This is a genomic window from Vibrio sp. 10N.261.51.A3, from assembly GCF_041471965.1.
Lineage (GTDB): Bacteria > Pseudomonadota > Gammaproteobacteria > Enterobacterales > Vibrionaceae > Vibrio > Vibrio crassostreae_C.
On sequence record NZ_JBFRPK010000032.1, the window covers coordinates 43,233 to 66,592 of the forward strand.

At 44.7% G+C, this 23,360-nt stretch carries 16 protein-coding genes; 9 read left to right on the plus strand and 7 right to left on the minus strand.

All coding sequences use genetic code 11. The features are described 5' to 3' along the window. Nucleotides 1-149: 149 nt before the first annotated feature. Nucleotides 150-2,810, minus strand: coding sequence for a DNA topoisomerase (ATP-hydrolyzing) subunit A (gene gyrA, locus AB4371_RS09460; protein ID WP_102398204.1), 2,661 nt, complete (start codon nt 2,808-2,810; stop codon nt 150-152). A 258-nt stretch (nt 2,811-3,068) separates the two neighbouring features. On the opposite strand from gyrA, the gene ubiG reads away from it, so the two are divergent. The 4 genes from ubiG to yfaE all read left to right on the plus strand — a co-directional run bounded on the left by ubiG (nt 3,069) and on the right by yfaE (nt 8,118). Further along, complete coding sequence (gene ubiG, locus AB4371_RS09465; protein ID WP_372149528.1) at nt 3,069-3,812, plus strand: bifunctional 2-polyprenyl-6-hydroxyphenol methylase/3-demethylubiquinol 3-O-methyltransferase UbiG; 744 nt, start codon at nt 3,069-3,071, stop codon at nt 3,810-3,812. Nucleotides 3,813-4,320: 508 nt separating this feature from the next. Beyond that, the gene (nrdA, locus tag AB4371_RS09470; protein ID WP_102333640.1) at nt 4,321-6,603 is read left to right on the plus strand and encodes a class 1a ribonucleoside-diphosphate reductase subunit alpha; all 2,283 of its coding nucleotides are present in this window, start codon (nt 4,321-4,323) and stop codon (nt 6,601-6,603) included. Nucleotides 6,604-6,706: 103 nt separating this feature from the next. Further along, the gene (gene nrdB, locus AB4371_RS09475) at nt 6,707-7,840 is read left to right on the plus strand and encodes a class Ia ribonucleoside-diphosphate reductase subunit beta (protein WP_004733365.1); all 1,134 of its coding nucleotides are present in this window, start codon (nt 6,707-6,709) and stop codon (nt 7,838-7,840) included. Next, nucleotides 7,840-8,118 (plus strand): class I ribonucleotide reductase maintenance protein YfaE, encoded by a 279-nt coding sequence (yfaE, locus tag AB4371_RS09480; RefSeq protein WP_010438115.1) that lies wholly within the window; start codon nt 7,840-7,842, stop codon nt 8,116-8,118. Before nrdB ends, yfaE begins: the two co-directional genes overlap by 1 nt. Nucleotides 8,119-8,290: 172 nt before the next feature. Here the strand turns inward: yfaE and napF are convergent, their stop codons facing one another. Beyond that, a complete protein-coding gene (gene napF, locus AB4371_RS09485) occupies nt 8,291-8,806 on the minus strand; it encodes a ferredoxin-type protein NapF (protein WP_010438113.1) in 516 nt (171 codons plus the stop codon). Then, the gene (locus AB4371_RS09490) at nt 8,806-9,372 is read right to left on the minus strand and encodes a molecular chaperone TorD family protein (protein WP_010438111.1); all 567 of its coding nucleotides are present in this window, start codon (nt 9,370-9,372) and stop codon (nt 8,806-8,808) included. The genes napF and AB4371_RS09490 overlap by 1 nt, the downstream gene beginning before the upstream one ends. Nucleotides 9,373-9,570: 198 nt before the next feature. On the opposite strand from AB4371_RS09490, the gene AB4371_RS09495 reads away from it, so the two are divergent. Genes AB4371_RS09495 through AB4371_RS09505 form a run of 3 tightly spaced genes read left to right on the plus strand, consistent with a single transcriptional unit; the run spans nt 9,571 to nt 13,488 of the window. Next, entirely contained in the window at nt 9,571-12,009 is a 2,439-nt protein-coding gene (locus tag AB4371_RS09495) for a DmsA/YnfE/YnfF family dimethyl sulfoxide reductase (protein WP_372149530.1), read from the plus strand. A gap of 11 nt (nt 12,010-12,020) precedes the next feature. Continuing rightward, a complete protein-coding gene (locus AB4371_RS09500; RefSeq protein WP_004733360.1) occupies nt 12,021-12,641 on the plus strand; it encodes a DMSO/selenate family reductase complex B subunit in 621 nt (206 codons plus the stop codon). Nucleotide 12,642: 1 nt separating this feature from the next. Next, complete coding sequence (locus AB4371_RS09505) at nt 12,643-13,488, plus strand: DmsC/YnfH family molybdoenzyme membrane anchor subunit (protein WP_017060997.1); 846 nt, start codon at nt 12,643-12,645, stop codon at nt 13,486-13,488. A gap of 174 nt (nt 13,489-13,662) precedes the next feature. Here AB4371_RS09505 and AB4371_RS09510 read toward each other — a convergent pair whose 3' ends face one another. Next, the gene (locus tag AB4371_RS09510; protein ID WP_372149532.1) at nt 13,663-14,901 is read right to left on the minus strand and encodes a CinA family nicotinamide mononucleotide deamidase-related protein; all 1,239 of its coding nucleotides are present in this window, start codon (nt 14,899-14,901) and stop codon (nt 13,663-13,665) included. Nucleotides 14,902-15,111: 210 nt separating this feature from the next. On the opposite strand from AB4371_RS09510, the gene AB4371_RS09515 reads away from it, so the two are divergent. After that, complete coding sequence (locus tag AB4371_RS09515; protein WP_017069173.1) at nt 15,112-16,020, plus strand: DUF3943 domain-containing protein; 909 nt, start codon at nt 15,112-15,114, stop codon at nt 16,018-16,020. 267 nt (nt 16,021-16,287) lie between these two features. Continuing rightward, a complete protein-coding gene (locus tag AB4371_RS09520) occupies nt 16,288-16,800 on the plus strand; it encodes a glycine cleavage system protein R (protein WP_017061000.1) in 513 nt (170 codons plus the stop codon). 73 nt (nt 16,801-16,873) lie between these two features. On the opposite strand, the gene nspC is transcribed toward AB4371_RS09520, so the two are convergent. From nspC to AB4371_RS09535, 3 genes are all read right to left on the minus strand, one after another. Next, complete coding sequence (nspC, locus tag AB4371_RS09525; RefSeq protein WP_372149534.1) at nt 16,874-18,013, minus strand: carboxynorspermidine decarboxylase; 1,140 nt, start codon at nt 18,011-18,013, stop codon at nt 16,874-16,876. Between the two features lie 199 nt (nt 18,014-18,212). Beyond that, complete coding sequence (locus AB4371_RS09530; protein ID WP_017061002.1) at nt 18,213-19,466, minus strand: carboxynorspermidine synthase; 1,254 nt, start codon at nt 19,464-19,466, stop codon at nt 18,213-18,215. A gap of 8 nt (nt 19,467-19,474) precedes the next feature. Next, nucleotides 19,475-22,414: a pyridoxal phosphate-dependent class III aminotransferase gene (locus AB4371_RS09535; protein WP_372149537.1), complete on the minus strand. Its 2,940-nt coding sequence runs from the start codon at nt 22,412-22,414 to the stop codon at nt 19,475-19,477. Nucleotides 22,415-23,360: the final 946 nt, after the last annotated feature.

Sequence of the window (23,360 nt, forward strand, 5' to 3'; positions counted from 1 at the left end):
TTCACTCTACCTCTTTCACCACAAAGCAAACTTGATCAAGTTATAGCTATTGGCATTTAACGATTTTCCACAAACCACAGGCAATAAAAAACCGAGCACTTAGGCTCGGTTTTTTCAATGATAAGCTTAATTACTTAGCGTAATCGAGATTACTCAGTGTCTTGCTCGCTATCACTTTCAGAGTCAGAAGCATCTGATGCTTGCTCTTCGCTTGATTCAGCAACGTCAGCGTTAATAGTTTCAGCACCAGCCTCTTCAGCTTCGCCTTCTACAATCTCAGCTTCTTCTACTTCGTCGATACGTTGTAGACCTACAACGTTCTCGTCTTCAGCAGTACGAATCAGTGTTACACCTTGAGTGTTACGACCAACTTGGCTTACTTCCGCTACGCGAGTACGTACTAGTGTACCTGCGTCGGTGATCATCATCATTTCATCGCCTTCTTCAACTTGAACAGCGCCAACGACTGGGCCATTACGTTCAGAGACTTTGATAGATACTACACCTTGCGTTGCACGGCCTTTTGTTGGGTATTCAGCTAGCTCAGTACGCTTACCGTAACCGTTTTGAGTCACAGTTAAGATATCGCCTTCGTTAGAAGGAACAATCAGTGAAACCACTTGATCGTCTTCTGGAAGCTTCATACCACGAACACCAGAGGCAGTACGGCCCATTGCACGTACTTTGTCCTCGTTAAAGCGAACAACTTTGCCCGATTTAGAGAACAGCATGATGTCGCTATCACCGTTAGTGATGTCAACGCCAATCAGTGAATCGTCGTCACGTAGGTTAACTGCGATTAGGCCGTTAGCGCGTACGTTTGCGAATTGATCCAGTGATGTCTTCTTAACTGTACCGTCACCCGTTGCCATGAAGATGAATTTCTCGTTAGAGAACTCAGAAACAGGCAGGATAGCCGTAATACGTTCACCTTCTTCTAGAGGAAGAATGTTCACGATAGGCTTACCACGAGCAGTACGACTTGCTAATGGTAGTTGGTAAACTTTCAGACGGTATGTCTTACCACGAGTAGAGAAACATAGGATGTTATCGTGAGTATTAGCAACAAGCAGACGCTCAATGTAATCCTCATCTTTCATCTTAGTTGCACTCTTACCTTTACCACCACGACGCTGAGCTTCGTAGTCGCTTAGGATTTGGTACTTAACGTAACCTGCGTTAGAAAGCGTTACTACAACGTCTTCTTGAGCAATCAGCTCTTCCATGTCGATGTCATGAACTGCCGCTGTGATTTCTGTACGACGCTCGTCGCCATAGATTTCACGTACTGCTTCAAGTTCTTCACGGATAACTTCCATCAAACGCTCAGTGCTTGCAAGAATGTGCATTAGCTCAGCGATTTCTTCTAAAAGGGCTTTGTACTCGTCTAGAATCTTCTCGTGCTCAAGGCCTGTTAGGCGGTGAAGACGAAGTTCTAGAATTGCTTGTGCTTGTGTTTCCGTTAGGAAGTATTGACCATCGCGGATGCCGTATTGGTCTTCTAACCAATCAGGACGAGCCGCATCAGTACCTGCACGCTCAAGCATTGAAGCAACGTTACCAAGATCCCAACCACGAGACACTAAACCAACTTTAGCTTCTGCTGGTGTTGGCGCGCTCTTGATCAGTTCAATGATTTCATCAATGTTAGCAAGTGCTAGAGACAATGCTTCAAGGATGTGTGCACGGTCGCGTGCTTTCTTCAATTCGAAGATAGTACGACGAGTCACAACTTCGCGACGGTGGTCTACGAAGCACTTAAGCATGTCTTTGATGTTGAACAACTGTGGTTGACCGTTATTCAACGCAACCATGTTGATACCGAAAGTCGTTTGCAGTTGAGTTTGAGCGTATAGGTTGTTAAGAACCACTTCGCCTACTGCATCACGCTTACATTCAATAACAATACGCATACCGTCTTTATCAGACTCGTCACGCAGTGCACTGATGCCTTCTACTTTCTTATCTTTAACCAGTTCAGCAATCTTCTCGATCAAACGAGCTTTGTTTACTTGGTAGGGGATCTCAGTAACGATAATGGTTTCTTTACCATTCTTCTCTACTTCGATATCCGCTTTTGAACGCATGTAAACCTTACCGCGGCCAGTCTTGTAAGCATCTACGATGCCTTTACGACCACTGATAAGTGCTGCTGTTGGGAAGTCAGGACCAGGGATATAGTCCATTAGCTCATCAATAGTGATATCTTCATTATTGATAAATGCTAAACAGCCATCAACAACTTCACCAAGGTTATGTGGTGGGATGTTGGTAGCCATACCTACTGCGATACCAGAAGCACCGTTTACCAATAGGTTAGGAATTTTTGTAGGAAGTACTGCTGGAATTTGTTCTGTACCATCGTAGTTCGGTACGTAATCCACAGTTTCCTTATCAAGGTCAGCCAGGAGCTCGTGAGCAATTTTCGCCATACGAACTTCGGTATAACGCATTGCAGCCGCGGAGTCGCCATCGATAGAACCAAAGTTACCTTGGCCATCAACTAGCATGTAACGCAGTGAGAACGGTTGCGCCATACGAACAATAGTATCGTATACAGCACTATCACCATGTGGGTGGTATTTACCGATTACATCACCTACTACACGAGCAGACTTTTTATATGGTTTGTTCCAATCATTACCTAGTACATTCATCGCGAACAAAACGCGGCGGTGTACAGGTTTTAGGCCATCACGCACATCTGGAAGGGCACGACCAACGATGACGGACATCGCGTAGTCTAGGTATGAACCTCTAAGCTCATCTTCAATATTTACGGGCGTGATCTCTTTCGCTAGATCGCTCATAGAGCCATTTTCCCTCTATAGTCAGATCGTATTTTTGAATACGTATAAGACCGAAAAATATAACACAAATTTACCTACGGAGGCATCACTTTCCCTCTCCTTTTACCATCTTGTGACCCTTGTAGCCAATCAATTGATGAGAAATTGCACCTCCGCATCATATCTTGCTGAAACATGGTCACTTTACATCCAATAAACTAGCAAAATTGTAGATCTTCTGGTCAGCGCGAAAAGGCAAGTTATAATGCCTGCAATTTCATGGATGCATTATTTAACTTGGAAATGCCGATTATGACTAAATCACAGAACGTAGACCCAGCAGAAATCAAGAAATTCGAAGACATGGCGTCGCGCTGGTGGGATCTGGAAGGCGAGTTTAAGCCTCTACATCAAATCAACCCACTGCGCCTAAATTACGTGCTAGAAAAGACCGAAGGTTTATTTGGTAAGAAAGTCCTCGATGTTGGCTGCGGTGGCGGCATTTTGGCTGAAAGCATGGCTGTTGAGGGCGCAGTAGTCACTGGCCTAGATATGGGTAAAGAACCGCTAGAAGTGGCACGTCTTCACGCATTGGAAACTGGCACCAAGCTCGATTATATCCAGAGCACCATCGAAGACCATGCAGAACAGAATCCACAAACTTACGATGTGGTGACATGTATGGAAATGCTAGAGCACGTTCCTGATCCACAATCTGTGATTAGTGCATGTTCAAAATTAGTGAAACCGGGTGGTCACGTGTTCTTCTCTACCTTGAACCGTAACTTCAAATCTTACTTGTTTGCGATTGTTGGTGCAGAGAAGCTATTGAGGATCGTTCCAGAAGGCACTCATGAACACGAGAAGTTCATTCGCCCTGCTGAACTTATCAAGATGGTCGATAACACTCCGCTGCAAGAACTAGGGATTACAGGGCTGCACTACAATCCTCTTACGGACACTTATCGTTTAGGCACAAATGTAGACGTAAACTACATCGTCCACACGCAAAACTTTGGCTAAAAAATATCGGTAGCCCTACCGTAAAACCTTTTGTAAAAAGGACGAATGAAAAGAGTTGCAATTACCATAACTTTGCGACTTTTTTCAGTCTAAATTTCGTGCGCTAGCTTCCATTTTGACCACCTCGATTTAAATTTAATCGCCTAAAATCAATCGCCCATTTTGGCCAAAGATCAAGGAATTTTTTTTTATGGGCGTGCAAAAATAAAGCATCATTAAAAGCCGACTTTTATACAATCAAGTCACATATAACCTCATCAGTTAGTGGTCACTTACAGTTTTTTTTCAATCCACCACTTATCCACAAGCAACCCCATTTCTTTACCTTGAAAAATATCAGTTGTAGCACTATCTTGTAACCCAACAAACAAATGACCCCTATATGTTGTGTTTGAACTACAATGTATGGGTAGACCAAGATCACAAAGCCGAAACGTAATTTACAAAAATTACACAGAAATACACAAAAACACGGCCTTGTTCAGTTTTGTTAGGGAAATTAAGCAGAATGAACCAACAACTTACTGTTACCAAGCGTAACGGGCGCAAAGAAACGATCGATCTAGAGAAGATCCATCGCGTGATTACATGGGCAGCTGAAGGCTTGCACAATGTTTCTGTATCACAAGTAGAATTGAAAGCTCACATTCAGTTTTACGATGGCATCACCACTACTGACATTCATGAAACTATCATCAAGTCAGCAGCGGATTTAATCTCTGAAGAGACTCCTGATTACCAATATCTAGCAGCACGTCTGTCTGTATTCCACCTACGTAAAAAAGCGTACGGCGAATACGAGCCGCCTGCACTGTATGACCACGTTGCAAAACTGGTTGATATGGGTAAATACGATAGCCACCTTATGGAAGACTACACGAAAGCTGAATTCGAAGAGCTTGACGAGTACATCGACCACAAACGTGACTTAGACTTCTCTTACGCAGCGGTTAAGCAGCTCGAAGGTAAATACTTCGTGCAAAACCGTGTAACGAAAGAAATCTACGAGAGTGCTCAGTTCCTTTACATTTTAGTTGCTGCGTGTCTATTCGCTAAATACCCGAAATCGACTCGTCTTGACTACATCAAACGTTTTTACGACGCATCGTCTACGTTTAAGATTTCTCTACCTACACCGATCATGTCTGGTGTACGTACGCCTACTCGTCAATTCAGTTCTTGTGTACTGATCGAGTGTGGTGACAGCCTTGATTCTATCAACGCGACAGCAAGCTCAATTGTTCGTTACGTATCTCAACGTGCTGGTATTGGTATCAACGCAGGTCGTATCCGTGCGCTTGGTTCTGAAATCCGTAATGGTGAAGCGTTCCACACGGGCTGTATCCCTTTCTACAAATACTTCCAAACAGCAGTAAAATGTTGTTCTCAAGGTGGTGTTCGTGGCGGTGCAGCAACGGTATTCTACCCACTATGGCACGGTGAAGTTCAGTCTCTATTAGTACTGAAAAACAACCGCGGCGTTGAAGAGAACCGAGTTCGTCACATGGATTACGGCGTACAGCTGAACAAGCTTATGTACTCTCGCCTAGTTCAGGGTGGCAACATCAGCCTGTTCTCACCTTCAGACGTACCTGGCCTTTACGATGCGTTCTTCGAAAACCAAGACCGTTTTGAAGAGCTATACGTTAAGTACGAAAACGATCCTTCAGTGAAGCGTGAAACGGTTAAAGCCGTTGAGCTTTTCTCTCTGCTAATGCAAGAGCGTGCTTCTACTGGTCGTATCTACATTCAGAACGTTGACCACTGTAATACACACAGCCCGTTTGATTCTGAAGTGGCTCCTGTTCGTCAGTCGAACCTATGTCTAGAAATCGCGCTACCAACTAAGCCACTTTCTAACGTAGAAGATGACGAAGGTGAAATTGCACTATGTACGCTTTCAGCGTTTAACCTAGGCGCAATCAACGAGCTAGACGACCTTGCTGAGCTTTCTGAACTGGTTGTTCGTGCACTTGATGCATTGCTTGATTACCAAGACTACCCACTTCCAGCAGCACGCAAGTCGACAATGAACCGTCGTACTCTAGGTGTGGGTGTCATCAACTACGCATACTACCTAGCGAAAAACGGCGTGAAGTACTCTGATGGCAGCGCAAACAGTCTGACTCACCGTACTTTTGAAGCAATTCAATACCACTTGTTAAAAGCGTCTGTTGAACTGGCGAAAGAACAAGGCCGTTGCCCATCTTTCCACGAGACCAACTACGCGAAAGGCCTACTGCCAATCGATACTTACAAGAAAGATATCGACTTAGTATGTGAAGAGCCACTGCACTACGATTGGGACACGCTACGCGAAGAGATCATGGAGCACGGTCTGCGTAACTCTACGCTAACAGCGCTTATGCCTTCTGAGACTTCGTCTCAAATCTCGAACGCAACTAACGGTATCGAGCCACCACGTGGTTACGTATCAGTGAAAGCATCGAAAGACGGCATCCTTAAGCAAGTGGTTCCTGACTTCTTAAATCTTAAAGAGAACTACGAGCTACTTTGGAACATTGGTTCGAACGATGGTTACCTGCACCTAGTGGGTATCATGCAAAAATTCGTTGACCAAGCTATCTCTGCAAACACTAACTATGATCCAAGTGTTTACGACAGCGGTAAAGTACCAATGAAGAAGCTGCTTCAAGACCTACTTACAGCGTACAAGTACGGTGTTAAGACGCTTTACTACCATAACACTCGTGATGGTGCTAAAGACGACCAAGGCGATGCAGTTCAAGTGCCGGAAGAAGATTGTGAAGGCGGCGGTTGTAAGATCTAAACCGCAATAAACATTAAGACCCCAGAGAAGAGTTATCTTCTCTGGGTTTAAAGCATTAACAGGGCCCGTTTTATTACGGGTCTTTAAAGGATTTGAGGCATTTATGGCTTACAGTACTTTTTCTCAGCAAAAAAATGACCAACTAAAAGAACCAATGTTCTTGGGTCAGTCGGTAAACGTTGCACGTTACGACCAACAAAAATTCGAAATCTTCGAAAAGTTGATCGAGAAGCAGCTTTCTTTCTTCTGGCGTCCAGAAGAAGTAGACGTATCTAGCGACCGTATCGACTACAACAAGCTTCCTGAGCATGAAAAGCACATTTTCATCTCTAACTTGAAGTACCAAACGCTTCTAGATTCTATCCAAGGCCGCAGCCCTAACGTTGCCCTACTTCCACTGGTATCTCTACCAGAAGTTGAAACTTGGATTGAGACTTGGTCTTTCTCTGAAACGATTCACTCTCGTTCTTACACACATATCATCCGTAACATCGTCAATGATCCAGGTGTAGTATTCGACGACATCGTTGAAAACGAAGAGATCCTGAAGCGTGCGAAAGACATCGCGTTTTACTACGATGATTTAATCAAGCTGACGGCTGACTACCACCGCTACGGCGAAGGCAACCACAACATTAACGGCGAAGACGTTAAGATTTCACTTCACGACCTGAAGAAGAAGCTTTACGTATGTCTAATGTCTGTAAACGCACTAGAAGCGATTCGTTTCTACGTGAGTTTTGCATGTTCATTCGCATTCGCTGAACGTGAGCTAATGGAAGGTAACGCGAAGATCATCAAGCTAATCGCTCGTGATGAAGCTCTTCACCTTACTGGTACACAGCACATGATTAACTTACTGCGTAATGGCCAAGATGACTTCGAATTCATGCAAATCGCTGAAGAGTGTAAGCAAGAGTGTTTCGACCTATTCAAAGAAGCAGCAGAGCAAGAAAAAGAGTGGGCAGAATACCTATTCAAAGATGGCTCTATGATTGGTCTGAACAAAGACATTCTTTGCCAATACGTTGAGTACATCACTAACATCCGTATGCAAGCGGTTGGTTTAGGTACTGCTTACCCAGAAGCAACGTCGAACCCAATCCCATGGATCAACGCATGGTTATCTTCAGATAACGTACAAGTTGCTCCACAAGAAGCTGAAATCAGTTCTTACCTAGTTGGTCAGATCGACAACGAAGTAAAAGCTGACGACTTTGAAGGATTCGAGCTGTAATGCCAACAATCAAAATCAACAAGCTGACTTCGATTGAATCTAACCCTTCAAACACTCTATTGGAAACAATGGAACAAGCTGGGTTAGAGCCAGAATACAACTGCCGAGATGGGCATTGTGGCGCTTGTCGTTGCACGTTGGATTCTGGGGAAGTCGAGTACGTTGGTTTTGCTATGGCTTACACGCAAGGTAATGAAATATTACCTTGTATCTGTAAAGCAAAGACTGAGCTATCGCTGAGTAACGTTATTCACAGAAACAAGCAAAAACGCGCATAAGCCAACTGGCTTTAGGTCGCTTTGTTCGAATATCGTCAATAAGAATTAAAAAGGGTCCGCTTCCTTTAGGAGTGCGGACCCTTTTCTGTTTATGTCTTTAGGTATCTGAAACAACTCGTCTATCACTCAACCAAAATCTTCCTGTTCGCTTGTGTCATACAAAACCAAACGTTTATTGCTGAGTCAGGTTAAGAGTCACAGAGCCAATATAACAAGCGCTTCGGCACTCTCCACAGCCGTTACACTTATCTTTGTCCACTGTAGGCAACTCTCCTACTTCAATGTGTATCACACCTGCTGAACACGCAGTTTGGCATGCTGAACAGTCCATTTGCATGTAATTATTGCAGCTATCAGCAAAGCTCGGCTTGAGGTCGATATAAGGCGTGACCGTTGGATGAAGTGCGCCAGTTAGGCACACTTCAGTGCATTTGTTACACATAGAACAACTGTTGTAATCCAAATTCAACAGCGCACTACCCTCTAGCGTCTCAATCACGCTATTCGGACACGCTTGCTCACACAGTCCACAACTGTCGCAAAGACGCTCAAACAGCACCTCATCGACAGCCCTAGGTGGTCTAGCATGTAAGCGCTGTGATTTCTCTTCATAACTTGCAGCAGCTTTAACTGGCTTAGAGAGTCGAGTTAAGAAACCACGCCTATTCGAATTTATTTGCTCAGACATTAGTCGATATATAACTTTTTAGTGGCAACGTTTAAATTATATTCAGATGTTAATTGATTAAGCCAATTTATTACATCACTTGATAGCTTCTTATAAAATGATAAATCTGATGCTGTATTTAATTTATCTAAATAAGTAGAAGACCAAGGTAATAAGTGACACTCAAGCAATTCACGAGCTGAATTAATATTATTATTTTCTAACAAATACGCATGAGCGAATAACATTAAACCAAATTGATCTTCTGGCTCTCTTAAACCTGTATCCAATTCAATTTGGTTTAATTCTAGAAACTGTCGATATTCCACAGTCGATGCACCAAACACCACACGGTCTTTATCTAGGTACACAGACCCCCAAGGCGGAGCTGGCATGTCTCCCACACCTTCGAACAAGCGGCTGAACTCTGCTGCGAGCGCATCTTCATCTTCACTTCTCAATGCCTGCAAGCATTCTTCAGAGAGCACTTCGCTCTCAACCAAAGCTTCAACAATGGTGACCAACTGTTCTTTACTTGTCGCTTGATAAAATAGCGAACCCAATAATTTATGCGTATCGATAATCATTATTATTTATACCGTTATAGGTTTAAAGATAATTATATAAATAAGACGATTTAATTCTTTGATCTATTTTATACATTCGATTCATAAGATTTAAATTTCGCTCTTATTTGATGCCAATCAATCAACAATCCAAAATAAAAAAATAAAGAACAAACTACCTATAAAGTACTAGCCATCAATAGCAAAAGGCATCTTAGAATGACGAATAAGAAAGAATCTGGGGTAATGAACCTTACTCGAAGAGGCTTCATGAAAGCTTCTTCTGCAGTAGGTAGTGCAGCCGCACTTGCGGGCGGTATCGCTTTACCTTTCAAATCCAAACCAGTAGCGGCTGCGGTTGCTGAGAATGTGGATGAGAAAATCGTATGGAGTGCATGTACAGTAAACTGCGGCTCTCGCTGTCCACTACGTATGCATGTACAAAACGGTGAAATCAAATACGTAGAAACAGATAACACGGGTACTGACGAATACGGTCATCACCAAGTGCGTGCATGTCTACGTGGTCGCTCTATGCGCCGCCGTGTTTACAACCCAGATCGCCTGAAATACCCAATGAAACGTGTGGGTAAACGTGGTGAAGGTAAGTTTAAGCGTATTAGCTGGGAAGAGGCTTTTGATGAAGTCGCTGGCACTATGCAACGCCTTATCAAAGATTACGGTAACGACACTATCTACCTAAACTACGGCACAGGTACGCTTGGTGGTACGGTAACTAAGTCTTGGCCACCAGCTCAAACGCTGATTGCTCGTCTAATGAACCTAAGTGGTGGTTACTTAAACCATTACGGTGACTACTCAACAGCGCAAATCACGAAAGGCTTGAGCTACACCTACGGCGGTTGGGCAAACAACAACTCTTTCTCTGATTTAGAGAACACTAAACTTAATATTCAGTTTGGTAATAACCCTGCTGAGACGCGTATGTCTGGTGGCGGCCAGATCCACCACTACGTTGAAAGCAAAAACAAATCAAACGCAAGAACGATCATCATCGACCCTCGCTACACCGATACTGCCGGTGGCCGTGAAGATCAATGGATCCCAATTCGTCCTTCTACAGATGCGGCATTGGTAGCGGGTCTTGCACACGTGATGATCACTGAAGACCTTGTCGACCAACCGTTCCTAGACAAATACTGCGTAGGTTACAATGAGAAGACCCTTCCTGCATCAGCGCCTAAAAACAGCGACTACAAATCTTACATCCTAGGTTTAGGTGAAGATGGCGTAGAGAAGACACCAGAATGGGCTTCTAAGATCACGGGTATTCCAGTTGACACCATAGTTAAGCTTGGCCGTGAAATGGGCACAGCGAAACCATGTGCGATTCACCAAGGTTGGGGCTTACAACGCACTGCGAACGGTGAACTAGCGTGTCGTGCAATCGCGATGCTGTCACTGCTCACTGGCTCTGTGGGCGTATCAGGCGGTTCAACAGGCGCTCGTGAAAGCGACATCAACATTCCATTTGTCCGCTTCCCTACTGTGCCAAACCCAGTTGAAACGTCTATTTCAATGTTCATGTGGACAGACGCGATTTACCGTCACCATGAAATGACCGACATCACTGATGGTGTTCGCGGTGCAGAGCGCCTTAAGAACCCAATCAAGATGATCTGGAACTACGCAGGTAACTGCATCATTAACCAACACTCAGACATCAACAAGACTCACGCGATTCTTCAAGATGAAAGTGCGTGTGAAATGATTGTCGTGGTTGATAACCATATGACGTCTTCAGCGAAGTACGCCGATATCATCCTGCCAGACTTAACAACGTCTGAGCAAGACGACTGGTGTATGGACGGTAAAGCGGCGAACATGCCTTACTTCATCTACGCGCAGAAAGCGATTGAGCCTCAGTTTGAAGCGAAATCTATCTACGAGATGTGTACTCAGCTTGCGAAACGAATGGGCGTAGAAAAAGAGTTCACCGAAGGCCGTACTCAAGAGCAATGGATTGAGCACCTTTACGCAGAAACTCGTAAGAACGATCCAACACTGCCAACCTTCGAAGAGATGAAAGAGCTGGGTATCTACAAACGTAGCTACGACCACCACTACATCGCTTATGAAGATTTCCGTAAAGATCCTGAAGCGAACCCACTGACCACACCAAGTGGCAAGATCGAGATCTACTCAGAGCAACTGGCTGATATCGCGAAGACTTGGAAGCTGAAAGAAGACGAAGTGATTCACCCACTTCCGATTTACGCGGACTCTTTCGAAGGTCATAACGACCCACTAGCAGAGAAGTACCCACTTCAGCTAACCGGTTTCCACTACAAGGCTCGTACTCACTCGACTTACGGCAACGTTGCAGAAATCAAAGCAGCAGCACCGCAAGAGTTGTGGATCAACCCAATCGATGCAAAAGAACGTGGTATTGAAAGCGGCGACATGGTGAGTATTTTCAACGACCGTGGCGAAGTACATATTCCAGCGAAAGTGACACCTAGGATTCTTCCTCGAGTTGTCGCACTAGGCGAAGGTGCATGGTACGCACCAGATGGTCAGAAGATCGACCATGCAGGCTCTATCAACGTGCTGACGACTCAGCGCCCGAGCCCACTTGCTAAGGGTAACCCTCAGCATACAAACCTAGTTCAAATCAAAGCGCTAAAGAAAGCATAAGGTAGGTTGGAATGAAACAATACGGCTTTTACATTGATTCAAGTAAATGCACGGGTTGTAAAACCTGTCAGCTTGCTTGTAAAGATTATAACGATCTAGACATCAAAACGAACTACCGTCGCGTATACGAATATGCCGGTGGTGGCTTCACTCAAGATGGCGATACCTGGGTTCAGAAAGATGTCTTTTCTTACTACCTTTCTATCGCTTGTAACCACTGTACCAACCCAGCGTGTGTGAAAGTGTGTCCTTCGGGCGCAATGCACAAACGTGATGAAGACGGTTTGGTTGTGGTTGATGAGAGCGTATGTATTGGTTGTCAGCACTGTAGCAATGCGTGTCCTTACGGCGCACCACAATACAATGCTAAGAAAGGTCATATGACGAAATGCGATGGTTGTTACCAACGTGTTTCTGAAGGCAAACAGCCTATCTGTGTTGAGTCTTGCCCACTTCGTGCATTGGAGTTTGGTGAAATCAATACACTTCGCGAGAAGTACGGCTCTGGTGCGGATGTGGCTCCACTGCCATCTTCAACAGAAACGCTACCAAACATCGTGATTAAGCTGAACAAAAACGCGAAGCCGACTGGCGATACCAGCGGTCACCTAGCAAACCCGAAGGAGGTGTAAGATGATTTTTCATGAGTGGTCTTTAATCTTCTTTACGGTGCTGGCGCAAACTGCGGTTGGTGGTTACTTACTGATTGGCGCACGTGCACTGGTACTTGGTCATGACGAAGAGAAGCTGAACAGCTACAAGGTTCCAATGTTTATCCTATGGGTACTGATGGGGCTTGGCTTCATGTTCTCGACAACGCACCTTGGCTCTCCACTGCGCGCGTTTAACGCTTTTAATCAGCTAGGTTCGGCTTGGTTGTCTAACGAAGTGTTCTTCGGTGCGGCATTCTTCGCTGTCGGTGGCCTGCAATGGTTACTGTCGGTAGTCAAGAAAGGTGGCGTTGCTATCCAGAAAGCACTGATGGTTGGCGCGATGGTACTGGGTGTTATCTTCATGTACGCGATGATCAACGTATACATGATCAACACAGTACCGACGTGGGACAACATCTACACACCACTGAGCTTCATCATGACGATGGTTGTGGGTGGCTTGCTGTTATCTCAGTTCGTGATTGTATTCGCAAACGACAGCCGCTTTACGGTTGACCGTAACATCACCATGTTGGCTGTTATCGCTGTTGCTATCAGCTTGCTTGTGACAGTAGGAAAACTGAACCTAATCGGAGACATCCAAACTTCAGCGGCAAAAGCGTCTGAGTTAGTCGATGGTTTAGGTAGCTATGTGATTCTTCAAGTGGCACTGCTAATGGCAAGCTTGTTGATTTGGATTCTACCTATGCTGAACAAAGCAAAAGTGAACCCAGTTAACCTTGGCTTAGCACTAGTATTGTTCTTGGCTTCAGAGTTAATCGGCCGTGGTTTGTTCTACAGCCTACATATGACAAGCGGTTTGTAATCGAGTTATTACAGACATGAGTTGCGTGTAAACATCGCTGCTTGTTTGGTTATCTAGAAGGCTAGATAAACAAAAGGCCCAACACCTATTTAGATGTTGGGCCTTTTTATTTCGTTTTTTCTAGCGTTTTTAATACAGACTTAGCGAGTTCGCTTACATCGTTAGCTTACATAGCTACTTAATGATAGCCGCTGGAATAAACATGTCTTTTAATCGCTTAACCGAAGAATAAGTACCAAACATCGGTTTGTTATCTAAATGCCTTCTCAGCATATCGGCGGCAACGGTCTTAATCACGTTGCGTTGGTCTTCACGCGAGTACTGACGATAAAACTCAAGTACCTGCCCCCACTCGCCTGCTTCAGTCGACAATGCAACGCTGAATGTGTTGCCTTCCAGCTTACCAGTCACCAAAGCCAATTCAGTTCCACACTTATCTCTTGTTGCTCCAGCCAGCGCAAAGGTCGCGGCTAATGGATCGCTCTTTTCAAGTTCGCTCTCTTTTGGCTCAGCCATCACCCATGAGTGTCCGAAGCAATCTTCTATCTGCTCATTCAATTGCAGCCACGCTGACAGTGAACCTTTGGTCGACACTTCAGACACAGATAACGTCTTCTTTTTTTCCGCCATGATGTGTCCAATATGGTCAATCATCGGCTCATCAACACTAACGACATTACTCTCTAGCAGCTTGTAAACCATCTGCAGAAGCTTAACGCGAGTTTCTAAGTCTGCCTTAGGACCAAACAGTTTGACCTCAATGAACGGCAGATAAGAGCGATAACCAAGTTCATAACCTTCTGGCAGCTTTAGTTGATCCAAAACATCAGAGATACCGGACTCAGACAAACCAAACGTAAACAGTCGACTGCATTCAGAGGCAACCACTTGAGGGTAGGTACACGACAAGTCAGGAAGAATCTCAAACGTCACCATGCGCTTGAATTCACTTGGTACACCCGGCGTGAAATAGAAAGTCGCATCGCTAATTTTCAGTTTGAAGCCACAAGCCGTCCCCACAGGGTTATCGACAATCTCTGAACTCGCAGGTAACAAAGCTTGTTTAAGGTTGCTGTCTGGCATTGGCATGCCACGTCCAGAGAACATCTCTTCCATACGAGCAAGCCATTCAGGGAACATGACGAGTTTCTGCTCGGAAGCAGCTGCAGCGGCGGCAGCACTCATATCATCGGTTGTCGGGCCTAAACCACCATTAACGATAACCACATCATAGTTAAAGCTCAGCATCAGCAATTCTTCAACAAGAGCATTCATTTGATCACCCACAGTTGAGCGCTTAGCAAGCGCAAAACCATGCTGATAAAACTCAGCAGACATCCAAGCTGCGTTTGTATCTACAATGTCTCCATGAAGAACTTCTTCACCTGTGCTTAACATTGCGATTTTCGTCATATTTCTATCCCTTGTTGTCATAAAAAGACACTGCATTATTTACAAACTGGTCTATGGTTGAATTTGGAGCAATTCGCCTTTTCACTAATATTAATAATGTTAAACCTAAGGTTTTCTTAGGAAAAGCTATAAATTATTAGTTCCCTAAATCAGGCATTTAATAGATAATTGTGATCCTGATCAATTCCAAACTTTCTCATGGAGACCCTTGTGGCCAAATCACCGTTACTAGCAAAGGTTACTGCCGCATTTTCAATGCTAATGTCAGTTAACTCGGTTGCAAGCCAATACGACTTCGACCAGCCAATCAACCTTTCTTACTCGGATGAATGTGCTCAAGATTACTGTTTTAATGACAACTTGTACACCTACAAGCCTAGTACCAATTACGCACTGAGCGAATCGAGTGATGAGTACGACTTCTCAATCCAACAACCAAAACACATGTTGGTGAGTCAGGAGAAAGATTGGGATTACCTAATGGGTCAAACCTACACCATTCTTGGCTTGAGTGTCGCGACAGTGGGTCTAATGACTCTGCTCCCTGAAAGTATTACTAAGTGGGATGATGACCAACGTGATATCAGCTCATTAGGTAAAAAGTGGAAAGATAACGTTTCTGCTGGTCCAACATGGGACCGTGACGAACACTTCCTAAACTACGTAATGCACCCATATTTCGGTGGTGTTTACTACACCGCAGCTCGACACGCAGGTTACGACGAGTTTGAGTCATTCTTATACTCTTGGACTATGTCGACGTTCTTCTGGGAATACGGCGTAGAAGCGTTTGCAGAAGTACCTTCATGGCAAGATCTCTTCATCACACCTTTCTTCGGTGCGGTTGTCGGTGAAATGATGCTAGAAGCAGAGCAGGATATCATTGCTTCAGGTGGCGAAGTGATGGGCTCTCAAACCATGGGTGATGTGTCGCTATTCTTCCTTAACCCTGTTGGACACATTCACTACTGGGTAAGTGACGCATGGGGCGGTGATGCAGAAGTTAACCTGAATACTAACCCTTGGTGGGATAACCAAGACGCTGCACGTTTTGCTTACGATGCTGGCGCACCATACGACTCTCAGTTTGTTGGTATGAACTTCAAAGTAACGTTCTAATTCGTCTCTAGTACTACTCAATATAAGTTATTGAATATAAGTTGCTGAATCATCAATCACAGTGACAACTCTTCTAAAAAGCGGCTCTCTAGCCGCTTTTTTTGTGCCCTACTCTTCATTCTCTTTTTTTGCATCGAAGCTTAGTTTCAAAAATTGACCTAGGTCAAACATTGTTCGATGTAACCTCCTACACTGAAATTAAAGAACTTTATCGCGTGATATCAAACATTTAATTAGCAAAGAATAATTGAAACCTTGGGGGCTGATATGAACAGTACATTTATCGTAAACTTTATCGGAAAAGCATCACCAGCAACAATCAAACAGCTTGCTGCGGTTACTCACGAAAACGACGGCAAATGGCTCATCAGTAAAGTGAACTTTATTGAAGACCAAGTCGCAGGCGTACTAAAGGTTCAACTTCCAGCCATCAACGAATCGATTGTAAAAGAAGCGTTCAGCGCCAATCCAGATCTCATCGTGCAGTTTGTCGATTCCGATCATACACACAATGTTCAAGACACGGTCCATCACTTGAGACTCGACTCTAACGACCGAGCAGGTATCGTCAACGAAGTGACTCATGTATTGGATAGACAAGGAATCAGTATTCTCGATATGGATTGTCACCGCGTCTTTATCGCTGGTGGCGGCGGTGTTAGCTCAAGTCTATTCACATCAAAAATCGCCGTTAAGCTGCCAATCGAAGTACAGATCGACGACGTAGTTAATGAACTCGAAACGCTCAGTGAAGATACTCGTGTGATGATTGAAAGCTAAATAAACAAAATTAAAGAACAAAAAAGAGCAGCTCATTAGCTGCTCTTTGTATTGCTCTGAACTTGTGATTCAGTTACTGAACTGACCATTGTGATAATGAGCGTTTGAAGTCTTCATAGCCGAATTCATTTAGCTTCTGAACTTCACCACTGCTACGTTCACAGTAGATTGAAGGCATTTTAAGGCCATTGAACCAGTTCAATTTCACCATTGTGTAACCCGCGCTGTCTAACAGATGCAGCTTTTGACCAATCTTAAGTGGCTCATCAAAGCTCGCTTCGCAGAACTGATCGCCCGCAAGACATGAACACGAACCAATCACGTAGTCATGGCTGCCTGTTTCTGATGCTTCCAATACTGATGCGGGCTCATTGTAGATAAGCGTATCAAGGCGGTGCGCCTCAGTCGCTGAATCCACAATCGCTGTTTTCTTCACGTTCTCAACAATATCGACCACTGTCACAACTAGGTCGGTTGTTTTAGTGATGATCGCTTCACCCGGCTCAAGATACATCTGCACACCGTGCTTTTCAGAGAAGGCTTTCAGCGCAAGACCGAGTTTTTCGATGTCATAGCCAGGCCATGTGAAGAACACACCTCCGCCCATGCTCACCCAGTCCAACTTATCTAAGTGCTCACCAAACTGTTCTGAGATTGAATCAAGCAGGCCGATAAACGCATCGACGTCTTTGTTCTCACAGTTCATGTGGAACATCACACCATTAATCTCATCGAAAATTTCTGGTTTGATGTGGTCAGCTTGCACGCCCAAACGCGAGAATTGACGTGCTGGATTCGCCAAGTATTGCCCTGCGTAGCTCACGCCCGGATTTAAACGTAAACCCAGTGAAGCTTTACCTTCAACAATATGACGGTAAGCAGCAAGTTGGCTTTGAGAGTTGAAGATCATCTTGTCGCAGATGTCAGCAACCTCTCTCACGTCATCTTCACTGTAGCCCACACTGTAAGCATGAGTTTCACCGCCAAAAGTTTCGTGACCTAATTTCACTTCATAAGGGCCAGAACTAGTAGTACCGTCTAGGTACGGTTTGATGATGTCAAACACGCCCCAAGTCGAGAAGCACTTAAGCGCAAGTACCAATTTCACACCTGAAATCTCTTTCAGTTGCTTGGCTTTTTCTAAGTTCGCAATCAACTTGTCTTCGTTGATCATGAAATATGGGGTTTTTAGTTCTTCTTTCTTAAACGTCATTTTTGTAAACACTCAAGCAGCATCTATAGATGGAAAGGTAAATTAACAATTTTGGTGTGATTTATTTTGATTTTGTCCTGTCCGAGCGCAGTGAGTTACAAAATCAAAATAAATGATACCAAAGCTTCAAGGCTATCATCATCGAAAAGGGAACAATCCATGTCCCCTTTAATTAGCAATCAAAACAAGAAATCAGTTCTTATTTTTTCAGCTCATGAATCACTGGAAGACCTTGGCCTGCTTCAAGCTCTTGAACATGCCAATCTAGACCAATTTCCGGCATAGTTGCTAGGAACGGATCTGGATTTAGCTGTTCCATGTTGAACACGCCTTTATCAGCCCATTCGCCACGGAAGAACTGAAGTGCAGCGGTAATCGCTGGAACACCAGTTGTGTAAGAGATCGCTTGGTGCTCTACGTCTTCGTAAGCCACTTCGTGGTCTGCGTTATTGTAGATGAATACGCTACGCTCTTTACCATCTTTCTTACCTTGAACCCAAGTACCGATACACGTTAAACCAGTGTAACCCGGAGCTAGAGATGTTGGATCCGGTAGTAGTGCTTTAAGAACATGCAGAGGCTGAACCACAGTACCATCGTGCAGTGTTAGCGGATCTGGGCTAAGAAGACCGATATCACGCATGCAGTTGAAGTAGTTCAAGTATGCATCACCAAAGCCCATCCAAAATTCGATACGCTTAGCTGGGATGAACTCTTTCATTGAACGAACTTCATCGTGCGCCATTGAGTAAACTTTGTGAGAACCACAGTTCGGGAATTCAAACTCAAGCATACGAGAGTGACAAGGTACTTGTTTCCACTCTTCATTTTCCCAGTAGAAAGAATCGCCTTGGATCTCAAGCATGTTGGTTTCTGGGTCAAAGTTTGTCGCAAACTTCTTGCCGTGGTCACCAGCATTCACATCCATTACATCAATTGAGTCAATCTCATCGAACAAGTGCTTAACCGCGTATGCAGCAAAGATTGATACCACACCTGGATCGAAACCAGCACCAAGAATACCTGTGATGCCTGCTTCAGCGAACTTCTCACGGTAGCCCCACTGCCAATCGTAAGCTTGTGGTACTTGTTGGCCTTCAGAACATAGGTCAACCGCTACCGATGTATCTAAATAAGAAACTTTAGATTGGTAACATGCTTCCATGATTGCCATGTTTACCCAAGGAGGACCAGCGTTGATCACTAGATCCGGCTGAACTTCTTTAATCAAAGCAACAAGCGCATCAACATCATCAGCGTCTACTGAACGTGCTTCTAGTTTCTTAGTTGAATCTTTAAGGTTGTTTTTGCCCTTGATAGATTCGATGATTTTTTCACACTTCGCGATTGTGCGAGAAGCGATTGTGATATCACCCAGTACTTCGTTATTTTGTGCTGCTTTGTGTGCAACAACCCAACCAACGCCGCCTGCACCAATTTGTAGAATAGCCATAGTATTAATTACCCTTGTTGTTCTGCTAGCTCAGTGGCTAGAGTTTGAATTTTGTTAATTAGAGATTTGAAATCTGATGTCTTTAGGCACGGATTCAAGATAGTGAATTTAAGCGCACTCTTACCATCCACGACCGTTTCACCGAGTACTGCAACACCACGAGTCAGCGCTTCCAGTCTTAGCGTTTGATTCAATTTGTCTAAATCTAGCTCGCCGTTTGCTGACGGCTTAGATCGGAACAGCACTGTTGATAGTGACGGCTCTGCGAGTAGCTCTAAGTCAGCTTGGTTTTGAATCAGGTCTGCCACTTCTAGCGTTTGCTCAAGAAGATGGTCGTACATATCACCCAACTGCTTTGGTCCAACGCTTTGCATCGTCATGAAGACTTTCAATGCATCGAAACGCTTGGTGGTCGCAATAGACTTATCGACTAGATTTGGCAGTTCATCGTGTTCGCGGTTTAGGTAATCTGCGTGATGTAGAAGGTACTTAAAGTTCGCTTTGTCTTTCAACAATACCGCGCCGCAGCTGATTGTTTGATAGAACAATTTGTGGAAATCGACACTCACAGAGTCCGCTTTTTCGATGCCTTGTAAGCGAGCCTTGTGGCTACTCAAGATAAGCGCGCCACCGTAAGCACTGTCGACATGGAACCAAAGGCCTTGTTGGCTTGCGAGGTCTGCAATCGCATCAAGGTCGTCGATAGCACCGTGATCGGTTGTACCCGCCGTACCGACAACAGCAAAAGGAATCAACCCTTGTGCTTTAAGCGCTTTCACTTCTGCATCTAACAAATCAGGCTTGATAGTGCCGTTTGCATTGGTGTCAACACAGCACACTGCCGCTTCGCCTAGCCCTAGTAGAGAGGCTGACTTTTGAACCGTGAAGTGAGATTTCTTTGAACATAAGATACGCAGCTTGCTCGCGTATTCTGGTAAGCCAAGCTTTTGGATTGAGTGACCATTGTGCTTATCCGCAACCCAGTCTCTCGCAAGCAATAAACCCATTAGGTTACTTTGCGTGCCACCGCTAGTGAAAACACCGTCAGCTTGTGCGCCAAGTTGGTATTTGTCACACATCCAATCCACGACGCGCTGCTCAACATAAGTCGCAGCCGATGCTTGGTCCCATGAATCCATTGATTGATTCAATGCCGCGATAATCGATTCCGCTGCTACCGAAGCCATAAGAGGAGGAGTGTGAAGGTGTGCAATGCAATCTGGGTGTTGCACGAAGATGGAGTTTGCAGCGACAAGGTCTGCAGTACTATCTACAACATCAACCAAAGCGTGTTGATTGTTATCAAGGTCGACAGCATTGATAGCTGCTTCTAGCACTTTTGGATCTAAACCCGAATAAGGGGTTTCAACCTGTTCAAAAACCGCTTTCATCGCTTGAGTGGTTTGGTTCATCACGTTAGCAAATTCGTCGCTACCGCCTAAACCTGTATGGATGAAATGCTTGTTCCATTCTTGGTTTGCTTGTTCGCTTGAAGCTGGGTCTTGTTGTAAGCCACCACCAGCTGCGATGATCGCTTCTTCCATTACGCGGAGTGCAAAGTCAATCTGCTCAAAAGAGATAATCATTGGCGGAAGGAAACGAATTACCGAGCCATCACGACCACCCTTTTCAACCATCAAGCCACGCTCTAACGCTGCTCGTTGAATCGCTAGGGTTAGTTCGCCGTCTGATTGTGGTTCGCCAAACTTGTTAAGCTCACCATTTGGTTGTTTGATCTCAGCACCGAGCATCAGGCCTTTACCACGAACTTCAGCAATACAGCTAACGCGTGATTGAATCTTCTCAAGCCCGTGAAGTAAATATTGGCCTGCGATGTTCGCGTGCTCAACTAAGCCATCTCGTTCGATGATCTCCAACGCCTTAGCGCCAGAGACCATTGCTAATTGGTTACCACGGAATGTACCGGTGTGCTCACCCGCTTTCCATGTATCAATGCTCTTATCGAACACAAGCAGCGACATAGGCAGTCCGCCACCAATCGCTTTAGATAAACATAAGATATCTGGATTAACACCAGACTCTTCAAACGCAAATCGATGGCCAGTTTTGCCCACACCACACTGAATCTCATCAAAAATCAGTAGGATGCCGTGCTCATCACAGATGCGACGTAGGCCTTGTAACCAAGATGCTGGAGCAGGAATCACACCGCCCTCACCTTGCACAGGCTCAACGATCATCGCCGCCGGTTTCATGATGCCAGACTCGTCATCATTCAACATACGTTCGATGTAACGAATGCTCGCGTTAGCACCCGCTTCACCACCAATACCAAACGGGCAGCGTAGGTTGTATGGGAAAGGCATGAAGTGCACATCAGACATCAAGCCGCTACGACGCTCTTTAGTGCCGAGGTTACCCATCATACCCATGGTGCCGTTCGTCATACCATGGTAAGCACCACGGAAAGCAAACATGGTGTTGCGACCTGTGGTTTGCTTGGCGAGCTTGATCGCCGCTTCCACAGCGTCAGCGCCAGATGGGCCACAGAATTGAAGAACCGAGTTATTTGAAAAGTCTTGAGGAAGAAAAGCTTTAACTCGCTTGATAAACGTCTCTTTTGCTTGAGTCGTGATATCAAGTGTTTGGTATGGCAAACCAGAATCGAGTTGGTCTTTAAGTGCTTGGTTAATCTCAGGGTGGTTGTAACCCAGAGAAAGTGTACCTGCACCGGCTAAGCAATCGAGAAAGAGTTGGCCACGAGTATCTTCAACTAAAGCGCCACATGCTCGTTTAATAGCAATAGGCAGGCGTCTTGGGTAAGAGCGAACATCCGACTCATGCTGTTCTTGCTCTAGCAAAATAGCGTCAGGTGTTAGGTCGTACGTTCCCTCTAAGATAGGAACCATAGTTGAAAATGAATTTGCGATAGTATTGATATCGACTTCAAAGGCGGTAGTCATAAAAGTCCCCTTGAATGTGTTCATACTCACCTCCATCAGACGCAATTACCCACCAACTCTCGTTAAATTTGGAGAGAGTTCATAGTGAAGTACACGTATTGTCTAGAAATGAGATATAGCTGTACGCTCGCATAAGTCAAATGACGAATACGAAATTAAGCCGTCTTAAGACAGCGATAAATTGTTAGCGTGAGCTCAAGGTTCAGTAATGCTACTGTTTTGAAGAATTGGACATTTTTGCAGGATCGGGCAGCTATGAGGAGCTGGTCCCTTTGGAAATGCAGAGCTGATTAGCAATGTTGTAATTAGTGTGTTCAATGTTGGGTTTCCCATTAACATGACGAACTGCGCCATAAGTATCCCGTCTATCAGCTAAAGGACTAGCCAATACCTACCCTACGTAATGTCCCAATCAGCAAGAATGGTCACTACGCGTATCCCCCAGAAGCAATCGTTGCTCTTCTTGAACATTTTCATTCCGAGATTGCGCGGGAAAGTAACATAAAGTGAAATGAACGATCAATAGTTTTTAGTAATAGCTTGATAAATAGCAGCGGTGGCTAAGCAATTGCTGTAAATATCGTCACACTATCGTTTGGGAAAGAGATCCCCGGTTCATTCGTTCCTCATACCCGAGGATGACGACGTGGGACTATAAACGTTGCTAGAGAAGCTTGGAGGTCATGGCGTCACTCCCTAGAGCGAGGAATGAGTTCATAGGGAGTCCCGAACAACATGTCGATGTATGGCTTTATTAAAGAAGTTACCTGATGCAATAGATTAAACTGAAGTTAATCAGCAAGCGGCAAGAGATCCCCGCTTCAATCGTTCCTCACGCCCGAGGATGACGACGTGGGGTTATAAACGTTACTAGAGAGACTTTGAGGTCAAGGCGTCACTCCCTAGAGCGAGGAATGAGTTCATAGAAAATCTCGCACTGAAACCAATAAAGTTCACTACACAGATAAAG